Origin of the sequence: Streptomyces sp. NBC_00988, from assembly GCF_045162645.1 — a bacterium.
Taxonomy (GTDB): domain Bacteria; phylum Actinomycetota; class Actinomycetes; order Streptomycetales; family Streptomycetaceae; genus Streptomyces.
Genome location: NZ_CP108730.1, coordinates 2703759 through 2729028, shown reverse-complemented (window position 1 = coordinate 2729028; position 25270 = coordinate 2703759). Strand labels below are relative to the sequence as shown.

Here is a 25270-nt window from a genome sequence, read left to right as displayed (position 1 = left end):
ATGTTCGTCCCGGCCTTCGCCTCGCGGTTCGCGTCACGCTTCGCTCCGCGTCGGTTGCGGCGGTCGGTGCTCCTCTGTTGGAGCAGAGCAAGCGCCAGCCAGATTTTCACCGACAGGAAACGGAGTTTCCCTATGGTGAAACCTCGACTGCAAACCGCGCGGGTGGCCCGGTTGCGCTCTCGGCTCAGTCCGCGTGACGTTGCGGCGCTGACCATCTTGCAGCGGGTTCGCCTGGCAAGTGGGCGGCAGTTACAGCGGCTCCTCGTGACAGATGGATCGCCAGCGGCACGGACGCGCCGTACGCAGCTCATGATGACCAGGCTTACCGAACTCGGCTTGGTGACACGGTTCTCGCGGATCATCGGGGGCGTGCGGGCGGGATCGTCCGGCTTCATCTACGGCTTGAGCGGGTTGGGTCAAGCCGTCCTCGACACTGACGGCCCGCTCGGTGGTCGTCGCCGCCGGGTCTGGGAGTCGAAACCGTACTTCCAAGACCACGTGCTCGCGGTCGCTGAACTGTACGTCCAACTGGTCGAGCGGCACCGGCTTGGTCAGGGCGACCTACTGGCGTACGACGCCGAGCCGGCCGCCTGGCGTCACTTCACCGGCAAGCACAACGAACTCGTCATGGTCAGGCCTGACGCGTACGTCCGCGTAGGCCGGGCCGCTCTTGAACACAGCAGCTTCATCGAGGTCGACATGGCTACGGAGACGCTGCCGACCATCCAGAAGAAGTGTCTGCGGTACGTCGACTACTGGCGGAGCGGCGTGGAGCAGCAGTGGCGCGGGGTCTTCCCGAAAGTCGTCTGGTTGGTTGAAACGGTGCGTCGCCGCGAGCAGATCGCGGGCGTGATTCAGAAGTTCACCACCGACACTCAGGCGCTCTTTGACGTCGGCCTCCTCGGTGACGGTCCGAGCTTGCTTGGTGGGGCAGAGCAAGGAACCGCCGCATGATGTCAAAACCACAGTGCAGAAGTCCGCCAAGGTGTTCACAACGCCGACCGAAAGATTTTAACTGGAAGGAGAACAATTAATGAATGAGGTAATTCGACGTGCGATCCCTGGAGGTGAAGACACACTATTGCTCACGGTACGCGAGGCGTACATGAGGCTACGAATCAGTAAGTGGAAGCTGTACGACCTGCTGCGGTCGAAGCAGCTTGAAATGGTCAAGATTGGCAGGCGGACACTGATACCGCTGCGCTCGGTAGAGGCGTATGTCTTGAAGGGCTGGAAAGAGTCCTTAGCCTGATGGCCCGCCGCAATGGAAACGGCGAGGGTTCTATCTACCAACGCGCGAGCGATAAGCGTTGGGTCGGTTCCATTTGGGTTGAGACGACAAGCGGAAAGCCCAAGCGGGTCTATGCCTATGGCATGACCCGCGCCGGGGTTCACGAGAAGCTGACAGAACTAAAATCCCAGGCCGCCCAAGGCATCCCGACAGCCGATAAGAGCTGGAAGCTCGGGGAGTATCTGGACTACTGGCTTAGGGAGGTGGTGAAACCGAACCTCCGTCTATCCACCTACGAACGATACGAGATTGGCGTTCGCCTCTACTTAAAGCCGGGACTGGGCGAAAATCAACTCGTCCGGCTGTCTGTACCGCTTGTACAAACATTTCTGAATGAGCGGTCGGCCGCAGGCATGTCGGTCCGGAGCATCCAGATTCTTCGCGAGATATTGCGATCTGCTCTAACGCGGGCATGTGAAGAGGAAATCGTCAGTCGCAACGTCGCCCGCTTCGTCAAGTTGAAAAAACGAGAGCAAGCCGACATCCGACCTTGGACGCTGGAAGAAGCCAAGCTCTTTTTGGAAGCTGCCCGCACCGATCCGCTCTATCCGATGTTCGTGCTCCTGGTCCTCTACGGTCTGCGGCGAGGCGAGGTTCTCGGGCTCCTCGAAAAGGACGTTGACTTTGAGAACTCAGTCATACGAGTACGACAACAGGTCGGTCGTATAGCGGGCGCCCTACGGATAGGCCCGGTCAAGACAAAGGCTGGGCGTCGCGATTTGCCGATGCTCGGCCTGGCACGAAGTGTCCTTGAAAACCGCGAACCAACTGGGGGTCTCCTCTTCACCACCAAGAACGGCACGGCCATCGAGCCTCGCAACTTCGTGCGTTCGTTTCAACGAATCTGCGAGAGGAGCGGTATCCGTCGGATCACGGTTCATCAGGTGCGGCACACGACCGCGACGCTTCTTAAAGACCTCGGCGTACCGGCACGAGATGCCCAACTCATTCTTGGACACTCAGACATCGCCATAACGCAGCAGATTTACCAGCACGACAGCATGGAAGGACGACGCGAGGCATTAAGCCGCGTAGAGACCGCTCTGAACGTGCCAACACATCAAGATACCCAGACTGTACAGCCTGGGTATCTAGTGGGCGTCTTTGACAGCAGCGGTTGCTGTCAGAATGGCTGTCAGGGACACAGTTTTATGGACCGCCTTGCATCAATCATCTCTGGTACACCCGGCAAGATTCGAACTTGCGACACCTGGTTCCGAAGCTCCATCCGTTCAGGTGAAACCGGACGAATAACAGAGGCAGCTAAGTATTACCAAGCACGTCGTAGGCAGGCGTTGTTGGGTGTGGTTGCTGTCAGCGCTGCTGTCAAAGACCCTAGGGCCGAGGAGGTAGCGCTTGCCGCGTAGAGCAAGCCGACCAACCTTGCGCCGGCCACGTGTCCAACGACATCAGCAGTCATTGCTGCGAAAGAGGCCGACGGGTACTGGAGGCTATAAGCCCCTCGCGGCTCACTGCTGAACCTAGGCTTTAATCTCGCCTGTGATCCATTTTTTCACGCGAGCGGCGATGCGTACGATCCCCAAAGTCTGTTCGACCAGCCTCTGAGCGTATCTTTAAAGTGTCCGAGAATGCTTTGATTGAACACGGCCTTCTCGCTAGGGGCGTTCAAGTAGTCTCCCCACTCCTCCCGGTTCTCTTGCGTTGCATGGCTCACACAGAACTGAAATTTGTCGTAGGCGGTCGGACCGTTGAAGATGAACCAGAAGTATGGAATCTGCGATTCAACGACGTTGGTGATTGCTCGCAGATCCTCGGTTCCTGCCTTAGTGACGTACTTAACGGGAGCCGCCTCCAACACTCCCTGCGCTTCATTCAGAAGCCCGTGAACCATGAAGCAGACGTACACCGCTGTGAGGAGCTTGGATTCTCTTGAATAGACTTGGGACAAGCCGACTCCCGTACCGCCATGGTGCACATTGCTATTTTCGTGAAGCTCGCGCACAGCGTCATGGGTGGGATGCAAGAACTTACCAAGAAACGTGTAGTGCGCTTCGATTCTGGTAATGTCTCCGGCGTCGGCTAGCCCATTCAGTTCAAGGCACTCAAGCAGCGCGCCGTAGGAGAGGTAGTACTTGTACCGAAACTCCGCCTCTCGGGTATGCGCCTTCAGTGCTTTCTTCACGTCCTCCGGGTCCTCATAGTACTGGAAATAATCTTCGTCTTTGAGGCGCATCACCTCAGGGCGAAATTCCTGATGCTGGAAGAAATGCATCGGAATCGTGAACTCTGGTTCGTCTCCACTGTGCAGGCCCTCAAAGACGTACATGAGGTACCGCCCGCGCGTGTAGCGTCTCACTTCAAGACACTTTGTCGAACCGTCAGCTTGCTTCTGTGCGAGATCTTCTTGCTGCGCCTTCAGGCGCTTTTTGAACTCGCCCTCCGTCAGGTTCGTCAAGTCTTGCACCTGGAAGTATTTCTTCCCTCGGCACATGAGTATAAAGAGGAGATAGTGTTCCAGAAGGGAACGGCCAAGTCCGAGGGCATCTGCAATCTTCTCGTTCTCAATGAGTGTGAGGCAACTGTCCGCTGTCTCCATACGGAGGTTCACGAACTCAAGGAGTTCGCCATACATGGCATGCTGCGTGTTTCCATGCCCAATCCTTGATCCCCACAAGGAGTAGGAATCGAGCATGGAACGAGTCAGGCCGTTAACCCGCACAACCTCTTCATCGATTGATCTAGTCACCATTCGTCTCCTCCTGCTGATCGTCCCTGTTCGTCGTGACGTGCTCTTCCAGCTTCCCGACAAATACCGTCGCCTCGCTGAGGATGTCAGCGAACCCCCGAGAAAGGCCCTTGGCATCAAGGTCGAAGAAGCCGACAGCCTTCTGGTACTGGCTGCCGCGTTTCATGTCTTTGACATGGGCCGCGCCGCTACGCAGACTTTGCAGGTTCCGAAGGAACTTGACTAGCGCTTCCGTGTCAGCGAACGAGACGACATCCAGATACCTGCCAAACTTCGTGATGCCACCCTTGTCATCGGGTTCGAGGGTTGCGCGCTTACCAACCTCTGCCTCGTTGATGCGGTCGACCAGAAGCTTCGTGAGCGACATGATTTGCTCGTCGAACTCTTTTTGGTTGCCGTCCGACGGAACATGCAGCGCCGTCCAATGATGGGCGTCTGCGGGCTTGAGCTTCTTAAAGAGTTCCCACCCATGCTTTGAGAGCCAGCTCTTACCAAAGCGTTCGTACGTCCTCTTGAAGACCAGTGCCGGATCAGTAGCATCAGCCCATTCACCGAGCATGGAGCGGCGGAAAGCAACATCGCTCATTCCACCATCGGGCGTGACGTTGTAGCCCTTCCAATAAAGCTGCTCCTTGTGCGGCAGCTTTCCGAGATCGCCAAGAAAGGCAGTGACATACTTTTGGTGGTTGTTGTCCAGCGGCATACCCCAGTAACCTGCGCACGTCAGGTAGCCGTCATCGACGCTGAACTTGCCAGGCTCGTTGTAGTACTTCGTCAGTACTTCCTTGCGAAAGAACACCGGCCTGAGAAATTGCGGTGCGCCGGGGTTCTTTCCAAAGTAGTTGGCTAGCTTCTCCTCGTCGCAGGTGTAGTGAACCTCCTCGCCATCCTCATCTACACCAATGATGAAGTCCTCGTACTTGCGGTCACGACGCCCCCATGAGTGCTCCGGATCATAGTTGGCAGCGCCCTTCATTACCTTCTTGCCAAGCAGACGCCCGCAAGTCTCCCTCTCGGGTCCAAGGTCAGGGAACTCTTGCACGAATCGCGAATAGCTATAACCTGTATCGCGTGACCTTTCGTCTTGCTGCATCATGCCAAGTTCAGCGAGAGTCTTTTCGCTCCACCGGTCAACGACATAAAAAAGCAGTAGTGACATTTCGCGCACCGCAAGATACTCCTTGAGGTACTTGACCTTAACTTCCACCTTGTCGTCAGACATGCGGACAACTTCAATCTCGTCGCCGCTGTCGTCGAACGCCAAAAAGACGTTTCTTGCTCGGTCCTCGTAGAGGTTGTGGAAGTGCCTAAACTCCTCGGACACTTCGTTATAGGGTGGCTTCAATCCATGAAAGAAGCGGCGAACGATCAGGGGCTCAATACCGTCATCGTCTCCGAAGCGCAGGTATTCCTTTCTGTCGTCGGGGTAGAAAATGAAGCCCGGCGTTCCATGGCCAAGGTCCAAATCCCACGACACATTGTTAAGACAAGCGTCAACGTCACCAACCGGCACGAGGGCGCTGTAATAGCCTCCGTCTTCCAGATCGCGCTTTTCCTGCGCGTAAACGGTCACCCACCCGCCGACGGACCGCTGTCCGGTCGCGTAGTCGATCAGATCTGCAAATTCAAGGAATGATTGTTCAGTCATGGAATAATTTTACCGCGTACCTTATGGGTCGGAAAGGTTATTTTCTGCGTGTGGAGGGGCGGGCCGCTTGCCTGTGGGTGGACGAGCTTCGGCACGCAGGACGACGAGCACGGGCGTACGGCGGCGTAACCGTTTGGACTGGTGCCGAAGCTCGCAGAGTCAGGCAAGCTGCTGCTCGCAGCGTAGAACCCCTTGACCAACTACGCGCCGGCCACAGCAACTTGATCCGTGCAACCTAGCTGCGGCGGGTACGGGAGCCGTGCGGTAATGGCTGGTGTGGATCAGAACTCGCTGCGGAAGCTCGTTGAAGGCCAGCTCCTTCGGCTGGAGGGCAACACCTTCCAGGACTGTATGGATCGGCTCGGGCTAGAGCTGTACCCCGGTGACTATCAACCCGTGCGGGCCGCCGGGCCGAAGGGCGACACCAAGAACGACGGCTACTGCCCGAAGGCTCGGGTGTTCTTCGCGGCGCACGCGACGCGCGGCGAGCGGATCGACAAGACCAAGGCGAAGATCCGCGGTGACTTGGAGGGCTGCCTCCAGGAGCACCGCGACGTGAAGGTGTGGCGCTTCCTCACTAACGACACCCTGCCGGGCGAGGTCGACCAGTTCATCGACAACGAGCTTCGCCCCTTGTACAGAGATGTCACCATCGAGGTGTGGGGCCTCAAGACGCTCGCCGATGAGATCAGCAAGCTCAAGCGGGCGCAGGTCGACAAGATCATCGACGTTGTCACGGTGGACGAGCCAGAGTTTGAGGTCGTCTTCCTCAGCCACATGAAGACGGGGCGTGATCTCTGGCCGATCCTCTCCGGCTGTCTTGGGTGGTTGCCGCATGAGGAACCAGACGACTGCACCGACGAGGAGCAGGACCTCATTGACGGTGCGGTTCAGAGCTTCCGAGACTGGAGCGACATCTCAGGCGACATCGAGTTCAACCGCTCCTCGGTACGGGATGCTCAGCGCAGCATCACGACCATCCTGGACGAGCTTGCAGAGAAGGGGCTCGCCCTCTATGCCGCAAAGACAGACGACTATCCCCTGACGGGTGGCCCGTCACCGTTCCTAGGAACTGTGGCAATCTTCAGGATTGCTCGGGTAGATCCCGTTACCCCTACGGGTGGCTGACGGACAGCATTCTGACACCAGGCGCTCCGCCCAAGAACACCCCGCATCCACTCTTGGCTGCGGGGTGCTTTGGTCGTGAGGTTCAGACGCCCGCCGCCGGCGCGGGTTGGGTCGGCTCGTCCTCCGGGGCTGACGATTGCGCCGTGATCCGCGCCTTCACCGGCTGCCAGCTGTGCAGCAGGCCGCCGACCATCAAGAGGGCCGAGTACGCATCGGCCTTGGTAGTCTCGGCAACTTCCGGGTGCGCGCCCAGGTCGCACATGAACTTGAGGGCGAGCCGTACCTGTTCGGCACGCGACGCGTAGCCAACGCTCGTGTTCATCGACTCCTTACGGAGCGTCTTGGCCGCGGCTGTAACGTCCGCCGCCTCGTCTTCGTCGTCAGCCTTCTTGCCGACGAGCGCCGCGAGAGTCTGACGGAGAGCTTCAACCGTCAGGCGCCATTCCTGCTTGATGTACTGCTTCTCGGCGTCGCGGTAGTAGTCGAGGGCGACGGCGAACTCAACCGGGCGGTTGGTGTCCGGTGCGTCCAGCTCGATCAGGAGCAGGCGGCGGTACTGCATCTGTTCAAGGATCGCCGCCCAGTTGCTTTGGTTGACCTCGTACTCGATGCTGCCGACCCCGATGCGTTCGAGGTTGCCGTCAGTCATAGCCGTGCCCGTGACTTCGAGCCGGAACGTGATCGCACCCGTTCGGTGTTCCTCGATGATCTGAAGCTGCCGGTGGTCGAGGTCGGCAACGAGGACGAACGTCGTTGTGGCTGCCAGTTTTTGCAGGGTGACAGGCGAGGATTCGACCGTCAGCCGACTCAGGTAGCCGCTCGACCTGCCAAGTCCGACGGCGTGCAACTTGCCCTCAAGCCACATCGGCTTTTGTGCCGATGCCTCATGCCGACATGACGCCTCGAAGTGGAAGCGGAGCTGCATCACGCCGAGGCCGCTCGTGCCGTCGACGGACTTGAGTTCCAGCCGGGCCGCGTCGTTCACGCTGGCGATGTTCACCCAAATCTCGTTCATGATCGTCTTTCTGTTGGTAGCGACGAACGTTCCAGGATCGGGCCAACAGCGATGCAGGGCAAGCGAGTAACGAAGTTCTACGGACTGCCGCGGATGACGCTTGATCGAGCACGCCAATCGAGTGCCGGCCTCGACCCCTTGATGCCCGCCACCAACCACGACGCCCGCGCTACAGCAGCGCGGGCGTAAGCGTGTCGGCGTCCAGTGTCACGGCATGACGACGAAGGACAGCCAGACCCCGAGGACAAGCCCGGCCGCGATGACGAAATCTTGCGTGGTCTGGGTTTGTGCTCTCTTCGTCCTGCGACGCGGACGAGCGGCCGTCACAGACCAGTCGCGCCGCAGCTCCCGGACGACTTCACCCGTTGCCGTGTCGATCACATGGAACGGTGCCGTCATTCCAAGTCCTTGAGCGGCGTCGGCCTAAAGAACTTGTCTCTCTCGATCCGCAGTCCGAACGGGCCGGGTACCTGTTCCAGCTCATCAAGGCTGAAACAGCCGTACTCCTTCTCGAAGCCGTTCACCAATCCCCAGAACGTACGGGAAGCGGGGTCGTACTCGGCGGCATACCATGTCCAGCTACTCCATGGCGCAAAGAATTTAACGACGGCTACCGCTTCGCCTCTCTCTACGGTGAAGTCTGGCAGCTTCCGTTTCAGCTCGTTGGTCAAAAGTTTCACATCACCCCCTTTGGTGCGAGCTGATCGAGCGCGTTAATCGTGCGATGCACCACCCAAGACGCGTCGCCGTCACGCCTGACTGATATTGACGATGTGTCCGCATCCGTAGAAAGCGGCGACGGTGACACGTAGTCGATGGCTTCGAGCTGATACACCCCAAGTTTTCCTGTCACCGCCACGACGTATCGGTTGTCTTCCCGGGAGCGCGAGCTAATGCCGCAGGTGCCACCCAGCCCATTAATCTTGTCCGCTATGTTCTGAATCCTCATTCCTTTTTCTCCTGCGCCACGGGAAACCAGCCCTAGAAACGGTCAGGCTTCCGGCGCTACTTACGTTTGTTTATTCTCGGTTCGTTATGTCGTTTCTGGTATCGGGTAAAAAATAACCTCCTTGCCAGATTCGGCAGGAGGTGCTAATAATAGCAATGGTTTTGGCTACTAATTCTAGCCGAAACCTGTGGGAGTCCTGCCGAAATCAGGGCTCTTACTTTATGTCTTTATTATAACGAATCTACCCCTGTTAATCAATGCCTTTCGCCCCTGTTGGTGATGCGAAAAAGTCAACGCCTTTCAAGGGGCTGCTTGTTTCCTTGTTGCGGAAATGCCAAACTAGGAAGCATGTTTAAATCAAAGCAACAGAATGAAACATTCAGAGTTAATATAGAGGCATTCGATGCCATTCAAGAAGCTGCCAAGGACGCTGCGACGGCGAAAATTCTAGGTATCTCAAGCGGTGCCGCAGGTAAAGACTTTAAGCATTGGGCGGCCCGTGACAGGCAAGCCCTCGACGGCGCGATGAATCAAACGAGCATCTCCGTTACCTTCCTACATAGCGACGGTGTGTTTTTCATCCATACGAACACTGGTTCTCATGTGGTTATTGCCAAAGATAAAGCGCTTCTCTATTCCGAGGCTCTTGGGAAGGATGCTGATCAAGGGGATCGGAGGCTGCGTCCGCGCGTCGAGTTTCGTGTCTACAGCCGCGTGGTTAATGGAGAGTGGTGTTTGTTGTCTGCGCTCTGTGTCATCACAGACTTTAATGAGAAAGATTTGAGGATACTGGCAAGCTGGCCGATGTTTATGGTTGAAGATGAGGTGTTCATCGGGTTGGGTTTTGAAGTAGAGAGGCCAGACACGTCCGCTTATTTCACTGATGAGTTCGGTGACGATGTATACGTGTCTGGTGTTGACTACCTCAAGAGTGGTGTCAGATACACGGCACTCTAAAGCTCCAATAGTCGCGGGATAAGTTCGCCCGTCAGATACACCCGCACCATCTCTTGCCGCTCTTCGGGAAGCCGTCGGAAGATCCGGGCGAGTTCGTTCTTTCGGGCCTGCTGCCTGACGACAAACACTACGTACGGAAACCAGTCGTCGGCGCTGACCTCGACCGCCCGCCAGTAACCGGCAAGCTTTTCCGTGATCCGCGCCGGTCGTTCCGTCCCCAGGTCGATTTCAAGAAAGTACCGGCTTGCGCGTGACTGCTGCGGAAAGTCCACCGACACCGACAAATCTGCCCGCACTGCCGGAGGAACGGAAAGTTCCACCGCGTAATCCTTGAGTGTCAGAACCCCAAGCCGTTCCGCTCGCCGTAGTTCAAGGTAGGTGTCAGCGACCATCAAGGCGTGGTTATTCACCGTTGGCGACTGGCGACCTTCGACGTCCAGGAGGGCGCGGCCGTACCGGCCGAGCTGAAATACGAACGCCCCCGCACCGCCTTTGATCCCGCTCGTTCTGCGGCCAACTCGCGCGAGGTAGCCGCCATTCATCAGCCGTCCAAGAACCTTGTCCGGTACCGAGTGTGAGCGGTCAGAAAAAAGAAGTTCCGCAATATGGGTTGAGGCAAGCTGCGTGAACGTGTCCACCAACCTCAACACCTGAAAGTCCCGCTCAAGTAGTTCCACAGGTTCCATCCCTGGGGTAGTCACGTCGTGGCGGCGGCGTTCTGGCTGGTCACTGCCGCTACAGGGGTGGGGGTACGCCTACGGTTCGCCCACCCCTGGCCTACGGGGTTCGCCTACGTCGTGAGGATTTACATCCTTTCGCAGTCCATCCGCATGAGAAGGACTCGCTCAGCCAACCGCCCGATCTCGTATTTCATCGCCATGACTTCGCGGGCGTAGTCCCCGAACGAATCGTCGCCGCCTTCGTTCCCATCAAGCAACGACCGAGCCCGAGCAGATGCCGCTACGAGGTCGCGCAGCTCTTTTTGAAGGAAACCGGCATACGCCTCGACGTAGCACGCATTGTCGTGGAGTTCTTGCAGATCGCGGCTTAGTGCTTCGCTTGCTCCTCGCCCCATGGTTCAGCTTCCGTTCTTCGGTCCACCGAACCGGGGTCGCCTCGTAGAAGGTCCCGGGGCCGGCTGCGCTCCGCGGCGCTGCTTGATTTCCGCTTCCACCTCGGCAACGGGTCGCCCGTAAGTCGCTCGGGAATTCCGCCGCACCTCGGCGCTAGAGCCGGTCGGATCAACGGGCGGGAGCGTGACGCCAGTTACGGGCGAACTAACTCCGTCGGTCGTGGCAAATCGGCAAAGAACCTCGAACCGCCCAAGATTCATGAAATCCTCGTCGCTCACGCTGCGGCCGAAGAATCGGGCAAAGTCCCTGGATTCGTCCGCTGACGTTTGGAACACGACGGTCGACCTGGCGTTATTTTGCGTCGCTTCCTGAAGTTCTCGGGGGAGCTGTCCCAAGAACTGATGCGCCACCGTCACAGCCAATCCGAAGCTACGGGCCTGGGCGAACCAGTCGGCGGCAGAAATCGGCAGCCCGGCGAAGTCCTGATACTCGTCCAGCACGAGCATGGTTGGTCGGGCGGGATTAGCCGCCCCGGCCTGTACCGCGCTCCACACAGCATTCAGCAGCAGCGAACCCAACAATCCGGCTGTGTCTCGCCCCTCGTTTGAGCGACCCAAATTGACGAGCAGGATTTTATTGCTCCGGATGATCTCGCCAAGGTTCACCGTGCTCGCGCTCTGCCCGATGATGTTCCGAATACTTGGTCGATTATTCAACTGCCAGATTCGATCTAGGATCGGTTGGAAGTGCATCGCCCTCGTCCGGGCGTCGCTGAATCCCTGCCACCACGTCGCCAGCTCCTCGACGTGTGAAACGCCCTGAACCAACCGTTGCGCGAACTCCTCTTGGTCTGGCCGTGGCACCGCCAGGGCTCCAATATCCGCGAACGTCAAGGGTGCGGTTGCACCCGTGCTCAACATCGCGGTGAGGATCAGGTGGTAGAACCCTTGTCGAACTCGCACTCCGCGAGAGTCCTGGGGATATAGGTGATCGAAAAGGCGCTGGATATCCGCAGCCACCACGTACGGCGATCCGGCCATCAGGTTCCAACCGACCGGATAAGCCGTGTCGCTGACGTCGATCAGGACGACATCGGAAATCCGATGCTCGGGCACACGTTCGAGAACGGCGTTAAAAAGATCGCCTTTTGACTCGATCAAAATCACGCCCCTACCAGCGTCCATATCCTGTTTGATCATATTTGCCAGGAGGGCAGTTTTCCCGCTGCCGGTCGGCCCGACGACCTGTAGGTGTTGAGCCGACTCGACCACCCCGAGAGCAAGCGGCCGTTCGTTCCCGGGGAAGTTGGAGCGCGCGATCACCCGGCCAGTACGCGGAATCGCCCCGGTCGCGGCAAGCTGCCGCGCACGGGAACGAGGAAGCCCGGCAACATGCGGAGCACCGACCGGGAAGCAGATCAGGCCGACCAACTCGGAGCCGGCCAACTGCATTGGGAAGAGCGTCGGCACCGCCCGCGCCTGCACCCGTTGAATAACCCGACCACTGGTCACGAGCCGCTGCTTCAAACGGTTGTCGCTTGTGCCGACCGCGCGGAGGCTGGCACGAACACGGGCGAGGAGGTGTTCGCCGTGCTGCTTGTTCGGGGCCTCCACGGCTACGCGGAGCACGGCGAGGAAGTTGGGTTCGCTGAGCTTCGCCCGCACGTCGGTGATGCGGTCGCGATCAGGCTTCGGAGCGAAGCGGGAACCAGGCAATACCAACTCGCCTGTTGCCCTGGGTGGACGCTGCCGCAGTGCTGGCGACACCACCCACTGGAGAAGCAGCGCTTCACCTCGGCCGAGGCCCTGCATTCCGGCGAGCAGGCTTGCGCTGGTGGCCTCCGGGTTCACGGTGCCGAGACTGCGTCGTGGGTTCGTCTGTCCCAGCTCGACCGCGGCTGTCCATTGGCGGGCGGGATCATCCGCACCCGCCGGCATGGCACTGGAACCGGGGATCAACGTGCGCAGCTGGCCGGTCAGGAAGTCGGCGGTTTCATCCGGAACAACCAGGCGGTACGAGATGCCGAATTCTCCGGCCTCGACCTCGAACACCATGGACGAGACGTCCAAGAGCCGCCGCGGCCCGGTGGTGAGCGTGCCGGAACAAGCGCGCAGCCACGCCGACACTTGGTCGGCGTCGAGATTCGAGGGGAAGTTCAGGCGGTAAGGTTGCGTCATTTTGTCACCACCTGGTCATTCGATGGTAGATAAATCCCAGCACGAGCAGCAACGCCAGGCCGCTGACGAGGTAAGGAAGGATCGGCTCAATGGCCAGCCACAGCACGCGGATCGTCAGCGCGGCCAGCAGCAGGAGCAGCAACAAGTTCCGGGCCTTCGCCACGGTCGGACTCCTCGGGATGGTGCCGCCGACCTACTGCTCGTGGCTGGCGGCGGGTTGGTGGAGCGGATCAGTGAGCTTCTTCAGATCGGCCACCGATCGGGTGATGCGGCTGAGGTGTCGACCACGGTCATCGCGCTCGATCCTGCTGGTCGACCGGAGGTCAACGACGGACCCACCGTCACTCTCCCGGGGCGCAGTTGAAGAAGCTCAATGACACGGTCCCCTCGCCGAAGGTCGCCGGGTGCAGGGGTGGCTATGGCCGAGAAATGTTCTCGGCTGTCTTCCCCAGTGCAGAGTGAAAGGTGACGACCTTCGGGAAGGGGCCGGTGGGGAGGATTAACGGCGGTGACGTTGGGCGGCTTCGAGCATCTGACGCCTGACGTCGCGCTTACGGGCTCGCATCCTGGCGCGGACTTCAACCGACTCACGCCAGGGGTCACGTCGCTGGGCGTTCCTCTTCTCGGTCACCTTGTCGTGGATGTAGCAGCCCACGAGCAGACTGGAACCGAGGAGGAGCAAGACGATTCGCTCCACCAGGTCGGCGAGGTTCATCAGAGACCGAGCCCGTTACCGAAGCTACGGATGTCGCGGGCTGTCTGCCGGTTGAACTCGGCGACCAGCTTGCCTAGCTCCTGAGCGAGGAGCGGATCACCGCCCGCAAGCTGTCGGGCCAGGCTCACCATGTCGGTTACGTCGTGCATGGCGGTCTCGGTCAAGTGCATCCGCAGTGCAGCTGTGGCCTGCTGCTTCCTCGCGTTGAAAAGCAGCTCGGCCGAGGCCCGCTCTTCGCGCTGCTGGAACTCACGCTGTACGGCGGACTGCTTGGGAGAGAGCCAGCCGCGCCGTTCTTCCGGTTGGCCGTAGCCGCCAAGGATCAGGTCATTGCCCATGTAGATCGGTTCCTTCATCCATGCCAAGGCAGCCCTGTGGAACGCAGCGCTCGCGCAGGCCGGCCGCAGTGGGTGGGTTGGGTCCATCAAAGTATCTGCGGAGTTCAAAGAAGTCAAAGGTTCTCTTGACTCATGGGTCATGTGGTCTAGGCTGTCGTCCATGGCAGACGAGGAGCTGAACAGGCACCAGCGAGCGGCGGAGACGAAGCGCCGACGAACCAGGGAGGCGATCATCAGCGGCGCGCTTGATCTTTACGGCGAGCTTGAACGCGGCGACTTCACGCGAGACGAGATTGCGGAAGCATCCGGCGTCGGCACAGCCACGCTGCACAAAAATTTCGGCAGCAAGTACGAGGTGCTGCGCCTCGCCTATGAACGCCTGCTCTCGCCTCTCGTTGATCCGATCGTCAAAGGGCGCGAGCAAGGTATCTACAACCCGCCGGACGCTGTTGATGAGCTGATCCGCTACATCTACACAGTTGCCAGGGTGAGTCAGAAACGCCGGGCGCTCACGGTCTCCATGATCCGCTCGTACTTCGAGGCTGAGCTTACTTTTGAAACATTGGGTAGCCCGATCGCTCCGGCGATCGAGTGCATCCTCCAGTTCAACCCGTTCTACCTCCAGGTGGATGATGGGTTGCGTTATGCACGCACGCTTCTGCTCGACCTCCAACACGAGCGACGAGACAACGTAGCCATGTGCGTATCGAGGACCCTTTGCCAGCAGGTCGTCAGGGTGAATGCGGACGGCTTCAACTGGTCTGCGTCGGACGCTTGGTACGAGCGACTTGAGCGCATCGAGGCTGCCGTTGATACAAGCGGAATCGTGGACGAGTGTGGAAAGTGATTTAGTATTGCATTTTAATACGAAATGTGTTTAAATATACATAGATTGCCTAAAAGCAATAGCTCTCTCCATCTCGGATGGAACGCCCCACCAAGTAACTTTTGCTTAGTTGCTGGCGCGTCCCATCGGAGTGACATCGGAGAGACGCGTGTCAACAGAAGCACCTGACCGCTTTCAGAGGGCGGCGGCCACCAAGCGCAAGAGGACCATCAACTCGATCGCCGAAGCGGCAAAAGAGTTGTTCGATGAGCGGGGCTGGCACGAGGTCACGCGCGACGACATCGCCAAAGCGGCGGGCGTCGGCGTGGCTACGCTGCATAAGAATCTTGGCAGCAAACAAAACGTCGCTCTCGTGGCGTACGCCTCGCTGGTGCGGCCCCTCGTAACCGAAGGAGCCGTCACCGACCGAGAAGTGGAGAAAGTCATCACGGACTTCATCCACGATCTGGCGAATGCCGCGACCGACCACCCCGTGTTGGCCATCGCCCTGCTTCCGGCGTGTCGTGACACCAAGTCCGACATCACCAAGCCGCGCGCGGCCGAGGTCGACTTGGTTAACTTCGATCAGCTCGCCGAGCACTTCGGCCGACTGCTCGAAGTGTTCTGGAACCGACGAGTCAATCCGGTCGGTAACGTAACGGAGATCGCCGAGCTTTACTTGTCCGGCTTGCTGTCGTGGACACTCAAGCACCCCGACAGCAGCGCAAGGGCTGCCACGATCCTCATCAACCAGCTCTGACACAGCCCAACTGCCCCGCAACCCAAACGGAGACGCCCCGCGTACCCGTACAGGGTGGCGGGGCGTTTTCATTTCCGGGGTTGTGCCGCTTGGAACGGATCGACCACCAGGCCGTGGCCGGCAGCTATTAGGTCAGCGCGTTCAGGGCGACCACTCGGGTGGGGCCGGATGCGACAGTTCATCCCAGATCAGTCCCGCATCACAGCTAAGAACGCCCTAGCGTCCGCTGTCGGAGGCGTTCTTTCATTCTTGAGGTGATGGTTTCCCTCTATGCCTAAGAAGATCAATTTGCTACACTTGGGTCAGTTTATGTAAATTTCATATAAGGAGTACGCATGGCTCAACTCGTCAACATCCGAGGCGAGGATTTTCGAGGCTACAGGAACTTTTCCATTGACCTTCGAGGCGAAGGTCTCTTTCTTGTTGCTGGGCCGACCAACTCGGGAAAAAGTGCGCTTCTCTCCGCTCTGGATGTCATCGCCGGAGTGGAAACACCCGCCTCCGCACGACATGCCCACGGCGAACATGCTCGCATCTTCGCGCGGTGGTCATTGACACCAGAAGAGCGAGCCGAACTACTCAGCGGGTCGAGCGAAACTGAAGCATTGCTAGCAGACCCCGAAATGGCCAGTTGGCTTGAGTTGGTATTTTCGGAACACATGGACTATATTCGTCCGACTCAACTCACTCTGCAATGGGGATCAGAGGAACGAACCGCCGTACTCTTGGTGCAGAGTGGGCCTAGTACGACTGAGACCTCCAGCGTAGATTTCCCCTTTACGAGCCAGTCGACAAACCTCATTGTGAGGGGGTCGCAAGGTGGCACGCCGCCCTCTGACACCATTCATTTTTTCGAGCCTTATGCGAATGGACTAGCCTTCCGTATCCTGACAGAATGGAGGAAGGGGTATTTTCACTTTCACCCGTTGCGAGAAGCAGCAGGTCGAAGTTCCGGACTTGCTGCTGTCACTCCTCTCCTTGAAACCAACGGAGCAAATCTCGCAAGAGTGCTGCTTTACCTGTACACGAATGAGCTAGACACCTGGCAGACATTGCAGAAACTTGTGACAAGCATCGTTCCCGACGTCGGCCAGCTCATGGTGCCGGTACAGCAACAGAGTGTCGAGGTTGTCTTTAAGGACAGCTCTTCCGGCGTCCGACACAACCTTAAAGACCTGGGTTCAGGCGTCGAGCAACTGCTCATGTTGCTCGTCGTCGGCCTGACTGAATCAGCCAACGTTGTTGTGCTGGAAGAGCCGGAAACAGGGCTCCATGCCAGCGCGCAGCGAGCGCTGCTCACGCTCCTTCAGTCGTGGTCGGCAGACCGGCTGTTCATGGCGTCCACTCACTCGGCCGCTCTGCTTGACTGGCATTCCCCTACGACATCGGTACTTGCCGTTTCCCGTAAGGACGGCGAATCGGTAGTTACACCCGTCACGACCGAGCGAGCGACACTCCTACACGAGCTAGGCGTTCGCCTGAGCGATGTTCTCTCTGCGGAGCGCATCCTCATCGTGGAAGGGCCGACGGACAAAGAAATTCTCGACACATGGTTTCCGGCTGTACTGAATAATCCACGAGTCGTCATTATCCGGGGAGGCGGCGGCTATAACGCTCGCCATGCCGGTTTGTTTGCCTCGTGGCTCGACGAAGCAGATGGGCTTGGGCAACGCCGCGTGCTCTATGTTCGTGACCGGGATGAACTTTCTGCCGAGTTCCTCGCCAAGCTGGAAGCGTCGGAAAACGTGTATGTCCTGCCGTGTCGCGAGCTTGAAAACCTGATGCTCGACGATGAGGCGATTGCGGCTGTCATCAACGCCGAGCGTGAACGGCTCGGCAAGGAGGCGGTGACGGTTGAGGACGTTTCGACGTCTACTCGTGAATTTGCTGATGAACTGCAACAAGTGGTGGTTTTGAAGCAAACCATGGCCGATCTCGCTGAGCCGATTCGACTTGTCGATCATAAAATGCGTGGCAACTTGGCGAAGCAATCGGCAGACAAGTCCGCGCTGACCGCAGAAGTCTTGGCACGTGTCCCTACGGCTGAGGCGATTGAAGAGAAAATTTCTTCAACGTGGGAGCAGCACGATGGGGATACCTCTTCAAGTTGGGATGCCGACTGGAAGAACCTTGCGCCTGGTGAAGAGGTTCTTGAAGGCTTGTGGCAGAAGTACCTGGGTCGCAAGTACAAGAAGTCGAAAGACGGTCTGGCGCTCGCCGAAGCAATGGAACAGCCGCCGCAGGTACTCCGTGATCTGCTTGATAAATTTATGCAGGAGAATCCGTAGGGCTTGAGTGGAAAGCAAGAGCGCCCCCGCTATGGATGCGGGGGCGCTCTTCGTTTCTGTGGGAAGTGCTATGCAGCCGTGGCCTTCGCGTACGCGTCCTTGATCTCCGCCGGGACACGACCACGGTCGTTCACGTCGTAACCGTTCTCCTTGGCCCACGCACGAATCAGGGCGGTGTCACCGCCGGAAGTTGCCGACTGGGTAGCCCCTCCGCGCCTGCTGCCGCGCGCCTGGCTCAACTTGCGTCCCTTGCCGACATAGGGCTCAAGTGCCTTGCGCAGCTTGCCAGCGTTCTTGTCGTTCAGGTCGATTTCGTACGTCTTGCCGTCGAGCCCGAACACGATCGTCTCGGACGCTTCCGACCCGTCGAGGTCGTCCACCAGCTGAGTGATGATTTGCTGTGCCATCGTCGCTTCGTCCTTCGTCGTGTTCGAGGTGAACCACGTTCTGTTGTTGCTGACTTTTTATCAGCGTGATCTAACAGCCGCAACATGGTTGGTGAATCATCCACGTTTTGAGACTCACCCTGGGAGTCGAAAACGAAGAACGCCCCGCGATGAGCGGGGCGTTCTTCATGCTCCAACGTTTTCTCGTCGCCTGTACCCAAGCCAACGGAGCGCGGCTGTCCGTCCCGCTCTGGGCCCGGCTCGTGGTGGGAGCTGCAACTGGTCAAGCGGCCACGCTCGCCGCCTTGTCCTGAACCAATGGCTCTGTTGCATGCGGAAGATACAGAGGTGACAGGCATACAACGGCAGCTTCATGTCCTGTGCCGTGATGTCACCGACGACAGCCACAGGAACACCGACTTCTTCACAGCGGAAGCACGTACCGCGGTACCAGTCGAACAAGTCCCAAACCTGCTGCGGCTTCATATGCAGGTCGCCCGCCCTTGGCCGAGGGTATCTACGGTGCGCCGGCCCCGAGCGTCAGGTCGCATCGGTCATCCTCATGGCCGCGTTCGCCTGGAGCGTTGTCTTCAGCAGACAGTCGAGCAGCGCCCGTCGCACTAGGTTTTCAGCTGGGCCGTGCTTCGCACGAAGTCCCTGCGGTAGCAGTAGGGGCATGTGCTCGTAGTGGCAGTGGAACGGCTCCAACGCGAAGCCGAGCGGAAGTTCAGCCCACACGATCTTGCCACCGACGCTTGGGCGGTAGACGTTCCACTGCTTCGCCAACACATCGACGAGCAGTAGGCCGCGCCCACCCTCGGCGTCTTGGTCGGGGTTCCGTCGTACGGGCACTGCACTTGTTCTGTCATAGACCTCGACGAAAAGACTGGCTTCGATGGCACGGATCTGTGCTCCGATGACCACCTCGTCCGTGGTCTCCTCCATCCTCGCCTGTGCGTCGGTGATGCTCGCCAGGACAGCATTCGTGGCCAGTTCGCTCATGATGAGCGCCACCGTTTCCACGTGCTCTTCCAGATCCCAGAGCGTCAAGGTGTGCCGTACGAACAACCGCGTCGCGGCGACGGCTTGAGGGACAGCGTTCAGCCGGACCGAGGACGCCAGCAGAGGAATCGGGGTCACGTCGTCGGCGCTCATGACGCGGTGCTCCTCTGCTGCGTGATCTTGTTTTGGATGACCCACAACCGCGCACCGATCTCGCGCTCGATGTGGTCACGCATGGCAGCTTGCAGACCGGGGAGCCTGGCGAAGTGCCACAACGACGGCACGATGACGTTCTTGACTTCAGCGGTCTTCAGGGCATCGACGAGGGCGAAGAAGGCGGATTCATCGCTGGCACCGAGTCGTTCGATGAACAACCGCTCCAACTCGAAGCCTTCACTGAGGGTGTAGCGCCTCAACTCCCCTTCGATTGCCGCGTTTTCATCTGGATCATCGCTTGCGGCGAGTCGCATGTAGCCGAACATGAGCGGTCGCATCCGTTCCTCCTGGGGGACTGGAACGGCTGGCGAGCAGCGGCACGGGGATTCCGTCTGCCCGCCAACCTGCCCGCTAGAGAAGCGGTTTGACCTGCAAAGACACCACAGCAAACGTGCGGCACTCTTGCCGCATCCATGGGGGATTCCTGGCGCTGGCCTGCACGGATGCCACCTGCACCGTTATGGTGAAGGCTCGCCCCGTACCGGAGGGATGGGCGATGGCAGCGAAGCGGATGGGTCTCGTCCGGCGTCGTAAAGCGGCAGGCCACACCCAAGAGAGCCTGGCCGAGTTTCTTGGTGTCGAGCGCTCGACAGTAGGACGTTGGGAGTCCGCCGAGACGGAGCCGCAAGCTTGGTTACGGCCAAAACTTGCCCGCGCGCTCAAGGTGTCGAACGAGGAGCTTCAAGCCCTCCTCGACGACATCATCGTCACCGACACCCAGCCAGGTGAGCGGATGACGTACGCCCTGGAAAATCCGGCGTCGGCCGATCTCATGGTGGTTGCCTACATCCATGAACGGCTGCGGAAGCTGGATGAGTTGTACGACCAAGAAGCATCGACGGCGCTGCTTGGTCGAGCCGGTCAACTGCACGGCCAGGTGCGCTTCCTCCGAGAGAACGCCGCCAACCCACGCGTGCGCCGAGCGCTGTACGAAGTCGAAGCCGATTCAGCGACGATCATGGGGCAACTGGTCTGGGACGTTTCTCAACGCCGTGACCACCACGCGCCGGTTCAGTACTTCAAGGAAGCCGTCGAAGCTGCCCGTCATGCCCGCGACCCATCGACAGAGGCGTACGCCACGCTGCGAATGAGCTTCGTTGCGCTGTACGGAGAGAAGAACCCGGTTCGTGGTGTGACGCTCGCTGAACAAGCAGCCGATGCCGCCCGCATGGTCAGTCCATCGCTCACTGGGTTGAGCCTTCTTCATGTTGCCGAGGGGCACGCCATGGCCGGCGCGCTCTCTGAGTGCGAAGCGGCGCTGAGGAAGGCGGAGGCGCAGTTCGACCGTGTCCACCCCGATGATCTGGCCGCACCCTTCTACACGGTGAACGAGTTCAACCGGCTGGCAGGCTCGTGCTATCTGGCCCTCGATCTTCCTGAGCGCGCCGAACCGATCCTCCGTATGACTTCACGGGCGTTGGCCAGCAAGAAGAAATCTCAGGCCATCACGCTCGGTAACCTAACTTTGGCGCTCATCCGTCAAGGAAAGCTCGACGAAGCCGCTGCGACCATGCACCGCACCATTGATGCCGTGGAGCTGACGCGTGGCGGGGGTGGTCTTAATCTGGCCTTCTCTGCCGGACGCGAGTTGCGGCAGTGGAGGACGGAGCCATGGGCGCAGGAGATCAACGATCGACTGCTCGCCCTGATGTAGAACGGGTGAGGCGTTGACGGACATCGACCAGGCGAAGCAGGCCGTACGCGAGCGGGTGTGGCGGCGACTCATCGACGGCGGCGGTGCACCGGCCGATTCGTACGGGAAGATTCCGGGCTTCTACGGAGCTGAGGCGACAGCTGAGCAGCTGGCAACTCTGGATGAGTGGCAACGAGCAACCACCGTCAAGGCCAACCCGGATTGGGCGCAGCTTCCCGTCCGTGTCCGTGCCTTGAAGGACGGCAAGCGCGTCTACATGGCGGTTCCGAGGATGGCCAGTCCCGAACCCTTCTACCTGCTCGATCCCAAGAACCTGACGCTCTCGCCCGAGGAGGCTGCCGAGAAGAAGGGCGCGGCTCAGGTTGCCCGCCGTGTCGGCGTTGAAGAGGTCGAGCCGATCGACATCGTGGTGTGCGGCAGCGTGGCCGTAAACCGGTCGGGTGCCCGCATCGGGAAAGGTGCCGGGTACTCCGACCTTGAAGTCGCGCTTCTTATCGAGGCCGGCCTCGTCACTGAGTCGACCGTGATTGTCGCGCCCGTCCACGCGCTCCAGGTGATCGAGGACGACATCCCCGAGACCGAGCACGATTTCTCGGTGGACTACATCGTGACGCCCGACGAGGTGATCCCGTGCGCCAACCGCCGTCGCCCGCGTGGGTTGGTCTGGGAGGACTTGACGCCCGAGAAGATCGCGGCGATCCCGGTGCTGGCGCGGCGGAGGGCTGCGCGGTAAGCGCAGCCCGTCACCCGTTCAGGCAGTCTTCCCCATGGAACGCTCGTCGAGCATGGGGTCTGCCTGCTTCGGCAAGGTGGTCACCTGCTTCATGCGAGGGTCCTTGCCGAAGAACTTGCGGTACTTGTCGACCGTGCCGATCTCCTTGACGATCTTCGCCACCCAGGCATCGGTGTACAGGTAGGTGTTGACCGGCTCGTCGTAGATGCAGTAGCGCGCATCGGTGATGCACGGGTCGGCACTTCCCACAGCCGGACGGACGCCGAGTCGTCGCCACATCTCGGTGTGCTCACCATGGACACTGAAGCAGAACGGCAGCTTGGCCTCGACGCGCTCGGCGACGACCGATGCCCGGAGCTTCGCCGGGTTCATCGTCTCGACGTGCTTCACCTTGGTGATGATCGTCCCGGTACGCCCCGCCTTGGTCATGACCGCGCGCTCGCTGTCGGTCAACGCGTCCAAGTTGACGAAGTTGACCGCTAGGTCGGCATCGGTTTTCTTGCCAACGATGGGCACCAGCCGGACCCGGTAGTCGTACTTCAGATCATCCAGTACGTCCGAGTCGATGGCCGCCTCGAACTTCGCCACCAAGTCGCGGGTCTTCTTCGGCAGCTTCTTCGCCGCATCCTGGAGTTGCTCGCGACCTTCGGCGGTGAGCGTCTGGAGAGCGATCGGGAAGCGTAGCTGATCAGCGAGGCTGAAGGCGGGGCCGAAGTGGTCCACCATCTCCTGCTCGTAGTTCATGACGAGCGCCTGCGCCTTGCCGCCGGTCACGATCTTCAGGTTGTGCTCGTACCGGTGCTCCACCTTGTTGCGGAGCGCCACGAAGAGCTCGGCGTTCAAGCGCACCGGGTCGGCACTGTTGGTGTAGCGCTGCTTCAAGCACCACTCCAGATCCCACGCCTTCGGCTCGCCGTCGATCAGCTTGTACTGACCGGTCTGGGCGTCCTTGTAGTGGTAGTCGATCTTGGCCTCGTGGAACTCCGCATGAAGCAGGTAGTGCCACGCCTTGTGCATGTGGGTGAGGAAGTCGCTGTAGTTGCCGTTTGAACAGTTCCACTCGTCAACTGCTTTGAGGGCGTGCCGCTGCGACTCGATGAGGATGTGCTTCCAACGGGCGTATGCCATGTCGTGCGTCCTTCGCGTTCATAGGAAGGATCACACTTGCGGCCACCTCAGGACAAGCGGGATTCCCACGACGCGTCAGGAGAGGCAGGGGCATCATGTGCCACAAGATCACTCGCGTGAACGAGCCGATCGCCCCTTGTGGTCGGACGCTTCTAACTTGCAAGATCACCCGATTGGATCGGTCGCACTTCCCTGCGGCCTTGCAGGCTACGCCTGACGCTCGGGGGTTGGTGCGAGATGGGCTCTGAGCTGCGCAAACGCCCCTGTCGCAAGATCGTTTAGGGGTATCCACCCCTGACGCCAGGCGGCGAAGTGGATCATGGTCGAGGGGTAGTTGTAACCGCATTGAGACCGCTCGGATTGGGCAGCACCCACACGCGCGTGTCCCCGAACGTCCGCTCCTGCGGCCCTACTTGGGCCTTCTTGTCGTCGAACGCGGCCCGGTACGCCGTCACCCCGAGGACGGCCAGCCAGCGCGGCTTCCAGCCCGTCAGCTTCGACGCGAGGAGTTGTCCGCCCTCGCGGTACTCCTCCGCGCTCAGCTCGTCGGCCCGGGCCGTCGCCCGTGCCACCACGTTCGTGATGCCGAGGCCGTACGACAGCAACTCGCCCTGCTCCGACGGCTTCATGAGCCTCGGGGTGAAGCCGGACAGATGCAGCACCGGCCAGAAGCGGTTGCCGGGACGGGCGAAGTGGTGGCCCGTGGCCGCCGTCATCAGACCGGGGTTGATACCGCAGAACAGCACGGCGAGGCCGTCCGCGACGACGTCCGGTACGAGACGGTCGCGGGCGGCCTCCAGCTCGGCCTGGGTGAAGCGGGTCAGAGGATCGCCCCCGGGGTGTAACCCGCGGCCTCCGGGTGCTGCTTCGCGAGCTCCTCGACGCGGGCGACGACGACGGCGACCTGGTCGGCCGCGGCACCCGTGAAGGACAGCTTGTCGGCCATCAGCGCGTCCAACTGGGCGCGGTCCAGCGGGATGCGCTCGTCGGCGGCGAGCTTGTCCAGCAGCTCGTTGCGCTCGGCGCCCTGCTCGCGCATCGCCAGCGCGGAGGCGACGGCGTTCTCCTTGATGGCCTCGTGCGCGACCTCGCGGCCGACACCCGCGCGGACCGCGGCCATCAGTACCTTGGTCGTCGCGAGGAACGGCAGGTAGCGGTCCAGCTCACGCGCGACGACGGCCGGGAACGCGCCGAACTCGTCGAGCACGGTCAGGAACGTCTCCAGCAGCCCGTCGAGCGCGAAGAACGCGTCGGGGAGGGCCACTCGACGCACCACCGAACAGGACACGTCGCCCTCGTTCCACTGGTCGCCCGCCAGCTCGCCCGTCATCGACGCGTAGCCGCGCAGGATGACCATGAGGCCGTTGACGCGCTCGCAGGAGCGGGTGTTCATCTTGTGCGGCATCGCGGAGGAACCGACCTGGCCCGGCTTGAAGCCCTCGGTGACCAGCTCGTGCCCGGCCATCAGCCGGATCGTCTTCGCGAGCGACGAGGGCGCCGCCGCGACCTGCACCAGCGCGGTCACGACCTCGTAGTCCAGCGAGCGCGGGTACACCTGGCCGACCGAGGTGAACGCCTGCGAGAAGCCCAGGTGGGAGGCGATCCGCTGCTCCAGATCCGCGAGCTTCGCCGCGTCGCCGCCGAGCAGGTCCAGCATGTCCTGCGCCGTACCCACCGGGCCCTTGATGCCGCGCAGCGGGTAACGACCGAGCAGCTCCTCCACCCGGCCGTAGGCCACGAGCAGTTCGTCGGCGGCGGTCGCGAAACGCTTGCCGAGGGTGGTGGCCTGCGCGGCCACGTTGTGCGAGCGGCCCGCCATGACCAGCTCGCCGTACTCACCGGCCAGCTTGCCGAGACGCGCCAGAACGGCCACCGTACGGTCGCGCATCAGCTCCAGCGAGAGCCGGATCTGCAACTGCTCGACGTTCTCCGTCAGGTCCCGGGACGTCATGCCCTTGTGGACCTGCTCGTGCCCGGCGAGGTCGTTGAACTCCTCGATCCGCGCCTTCACGTCATGCCGCGTGACCTTCTCGCGCTCGGCGATCGAGGCCAGGTCGACCTGGTCCAGCACGCGCTCGTAGTCCGCGATCGCCGCGTCCGGCACCTCGATCCCGAGGTCCTTCTGGGCCCGCAACACAGCGAGCCAGAGCTGCCGCTCCAGCTTCACCTTCTGCTCGGGAGACCAGAGCGTGGCGAGCTCGGCGGAGGCGTAACGTCCGGCGAGGACGTTCGGGATGCGGGGCTTGGCGGGAACGGAAGTCACGTAGACAGATTCTACT

27 protein-coding genes are annotated in these 25270 nt (G+C 60.3%); 10 read left to right on the top strand and 17 right to left on the bottom strand.

All coding sequences use genetic code 11. The features are described from left to right. The 3 genes from OG496_RS12460 (at position 1) to OG496_RS12450 (ending at position 2658) form a co-directional block, all read left to right on the top strand. A complete protein-coding gene (locus OG496_RS12460; protein WP_405970899.1) occupies positions 1–954 on the top strand; it encodes a replication-relaxation family protein in 954 nt (317 codons plus the stop codon). Positions 955–1033: 79 nt separating this feature from the next. Continuing rightward, positions 1034–1252: a helix-turn-helix domain-containing protein gene (locus OG496_RS12455; RefSeq protein ID WP_405970898.1), complete on the top strand. Its 219-nt coding sequence runs from the start codon at positions 1034–1036 to the stop codon at positions 1250–1252. Then, on the top strand, positions 1252–2658 hold the full coding sequence (locus OG496_RS12450) for a tyrosine-type recombinase/integrase (protein ID WP_405970897.1): 1407 nt from the start codon (positions 1252–1254) through the stop codon (positions 2656–2658). Before OG496_RS12455 ends, OG496_RS12450 begins: the two co-directional genes overlap by 1 nt. A 146-nt stretch (positions 2659–2804) precedes the next feature. On the opposite strand, the gene OG496_RS12445 is transcribed toward OG496_RS12450, so the two are convergent. After that, a complete protein-coding gene (locus tag OG496_RS12445) occupies positions 2805–3944 on the bottom strand; it encodes a hypothetical protein (protein WP_405970896.1) in 1140 nt (379 codons plus the stop codon). Positions 3945–3990: 46 nt separating this feature from the next. Continuing rightward, positions 3991–5646: a hypothetical protein gene (locus tag OG496_RS12440; RefSeq protein WP_405970895.1), complete on the bottom strand. Its 1656-nt coding sequence runs from the start codon at positions 5644–5646 to the stop codon at positions 3991–3993. 267 nt (positions 5647–5913) lie between these two features. Between OG496_RS12440 and OG496_RS12435 the strand changes: the two genes are divergently transcribed. Next, on the top strand, positions 5914–6774 hold the full coding sequence (locus OG496_RS12435) for a hypothetical protein (RefSeq protein ID WP_405970894.1): 861 nt from the start codon (positions 5914–5916) through the stop codon (positions 6772–6774). An 82-nt stretch (positions 6775–6856) separates the two neighbouring features. Here OG496_RS12435 and OG496_RS12430 read toward each other — a convergent pair whose 3' ends face one another. The 4 genes from OG496_RS12430 to OG496_RS12415 all read right to left on the bottom strand — a co-directional run bounded on the left by OG496_RS12430 (position 6857) and on the right by OG496_RS12415 (position 8738). Beyond that, a complete protein-coding gene (locus OG496_RS12430) occupies positions 6857–7789 on the bottom strand; it encodes a hypothetical protein (protein WP_405970893.1) in 933 nt (310 codons plus the stop codon). Between the two features lie 207 nt (positions 7790–7996). Then, positions 7997–8188, bottom strand: a complete 192-nt coding sequence (locus OG496_RS12425; protein WP_405970892.1) for a hypothetical protein — start codon at positions 8186–8188, stop codon at positions 7997–7999. Beyond that, a complete protein-coding gene (locus OG496_RS12420; RefSeq protein ID WP_405970891.1) occupies positions 8185–8469 on the bottom strand; it encodes a DUF2958 domain-containing protein in 285 nt (94 codons plus the stop codon). The genes OG496_RS12425 and OG496_RS12420 overlap by 4 nt, the downstream gene beginning before the upstream one ends. Next, the gene (locus OG496_RS12415) at positions 8466–8738 is read right to left on the bottom strand and encodes a hypothetical protein (protein ID WP_405970890.1); all 273 of its coding nucleotides are present in this window, start codon (positions 8736–8738) and stop codon (positions 8466–8468) included. The genes OG496_RS12420 and OG496_RS12415 overlap by 4 nt, the downstream gene beginning before the upstream one ends. Before the next feature lie 348 nt (positions 8739–9086). Here OG496_RS12415 and OG496_RS12410 point away from each other — a divergent pair, with 348 nt between their 5' ends. Beyond that, entirely contained in the window at positions 9087–9695 is a 609-nt protein-coding gene (locus OG496_RS12410; RefSeq protein ID WP_405970889.1) for a hypothetical protein, read from the top strand. On the opposite strand, the gene OG496_RS12405 is transcribed toward OG496_RS12410, so the two are convergent. From OG496_RS12405 to OG496_RS12385, 5 genes are all read right to left on the bottom strand, one after another. After that, complete coding sequence (locus OG496_RS12405) at positions 9692–10333, bottom strand: replication-relaxation family protein (RefSeq protein ID WP_405970888.1); 642 nt, start codon at positions 10331–10333, stop codon at positions 9692–9694. The genes OG496_RS12410 and OG496_RS12405 overlap by 4 nt on opposite strands. A 167-nt stretch (positions 10334–10500) precedes the next feature. Further along, positions 10501–10770 (bottom strand): hypothetical protein, encoded by a 270-nt coding sequence (locus OG496_RS12400; RefSeq protein ID WP_405970887.1) that lies wholly within the window; start codon positions 10768–10770, stop codon positions 10501–10503. 3 nt (positions 10771–10773) lie between these two features. Further along, complete coding sequence (locus OG496_RS12395; RefSeq protein WP_405970886.1) at positions 10774–12945, bottom strand: type IV secretory system conjugative DNA transfer family protein; 2172 nt, start codon at positions 12943–12945, stop codon at positions 10774–10776. Between the two features lie 4 nt (positions 12946–12949). Then, the gene (locus OG496_RS12390) at positions 12950–13108 is read right to left on the bottom strand and encodes a hypothetical protein (protein WP_405970885.1); all 159 of its coding nucleotides are present in this window, start codon (positions 13106–13108) and stop codon (positions 12950–12952) included. A 551-nt stretch (positions 13109–13659) separates the two neighbouring features. Next, positions 13660–14016, bottom strand: a complete 357-nt coding sequence (locus OG496_RS12385; RefSeq protein ID WP_405970884.1) for a hypothetical protein — start codon at positions 14014–14016, stop codon at positions 13660–13662. 142 nt (positions 14017–14158) lie between these two features. Between OG496_RS12385 and OG496_RS12380 the strand changes: the two genes are divergently transcribed. The 3 genes from OG496_RS12380 (at position 14159) to OG496_RS12370 (ending at position 17872) form a co-directional block, all read left to right on the top strand. Then, positions 14159–14845 (top strand): TetR/AcrR family transcriptional regulator, encoded by a 687-nt coding sequence (locus tag OG496_RS12380; protein WP_405970883.1) that lies wholly within the window; start codon positions 14159–14161, stop codon positions 14843–14845. Between the two features lie 148 nt (positions 14846–14993). Beyond that, positions 14994–15584, top strand: coding sequence for a TetR/AcrR family transcriptional regulator (locus OG496_RS12375; protein WP_405970882.1), 591 nt, complete (start codon positions 14994–14996; stop codon positions 15582–15584). Positions 15585–15919: 335 nt separating this feature from the next. Beyond that, entirely contained in the window at positions 15920–17872 is a 1953-nt protein-coding gene (locus OG496_RS12370) for an AAA family ATPase (protein WP_405970881.1), read from the top strand. A 68-nt stretch (positions 17873–17940) separates the two neighbouring features. On the opposite strand, the gene OG496_RS12365 is transcribed toward OG496_RS12370, so the two are convergent. The 3 genes from OG496_RS12365 to OG496_RS12355 form a co-directional block, all read right to left on the bottom strand. Next, entirely contained in the window at positions 17941–18279 is a 339-nt protein-coding gene (locus OG496_RS12365; RefSeq protein ID WP_405970880.1) for an Lsr2 family protein, read from the bottom strand. A gap of 519 nt (positions 18280–18798) precedes the next feature. Further along, positions 18799–19413 (bottom strand): ATP-binding protein, encoded by a 615-nt coding sequence (locus tag OG496_RS12360; protein WP_405970879.1) that lies wholly within the window; start codon positions 19411–19413, stop codon positions 18799–18801. Further along, the gene (locus tag OG496_RS12355) at positions 19410–19754 is read right to left on the bottom strand and encodes a recombinase family protein (protein ID WP_405970878.1); all 345 of its coding nucleotides are present in this window, start codon (positions 19752–19754) and stop codon (positions 19410–19412) included. The genes OG496_RS12360 and OG496_RS12355 overlap by 4 nt, the downstream gene beginning before the upstream one ends. A gap of 218 nt (positions 19755–19972) precedes the next feature. Here OG496_RS12355 and OG496_RS12350 point away from each other — a divergent pair, with 218 nt between their 5' ends. Next, positions 19973–21130 carry a helix-turn-helix transcriptional regulator gene (locus OG496_RS12350; protein ID WP_405970877.1) on the top strand — a complete coding sequence of 386 codons (1158 nt, stop codon included), beginning with the start codon at positions 19973–19975 and terminating at the stop codon, positions 21128–21130. A gap of 13 nt (positions 21131–21143) precedes the next feature. After that, complete coding sequence (locus tag OG496_RS12345; protein WP_405970876.1) at positions 21144–21863, top strand: 5-formyltetrahydrofolate cyclo-ligase; 720 nt, start codon at positions 21144–21146, stop codon at positions 21861–21863. Positions 21864–21881: 18 nt separating this feature from the next. Here OG496_RS12345 and OG496_RS12340 read toward each other — a convergent pair whose 3' ends face one another. The 3 genes from OG496_RS12340 to purB form a co-directional block, all read right to left on the bottom strand. Then, complete coding sequence (locus OG496_RS12340; RefSeq protein ID WP_405970875.1) at positions 21882–22991, bottom strand: DUF3644 domain-containing protein; 1110 nt, start codon at positions 22989–22991, stop codon at positions 21882–21884. A 317-nt stretch (positions 22992–23308) separates the two neighbouring features. Then, positions 23309–23815 (bottom strand): G/U mismatch-specific DNA glycosylase, encoded by a 507-nt coding sequence (gene mug, locus OG496_RS12335; RefSeq protein WP_405976618.1) that lies wholly within the window; start codon positions 23813–23815, stop codon positions 23309–23311. Then, the gene (gene purB / locus OG496_RS12330; protein WP_405970874.1) at positions 23812–25254 is read right to left on the bottom strand and encodes an adenylosuccinate lyase; all 1443 of its coding nucleotides are present in this window, start codon (positions 25252–25254) and stop codon (positions 23812–23814) included. Before purB ends, mug begins: the two co-directional genes overlap by 4 nt. Positions 25255–25270: the final 16 nt, after the last annotated feature.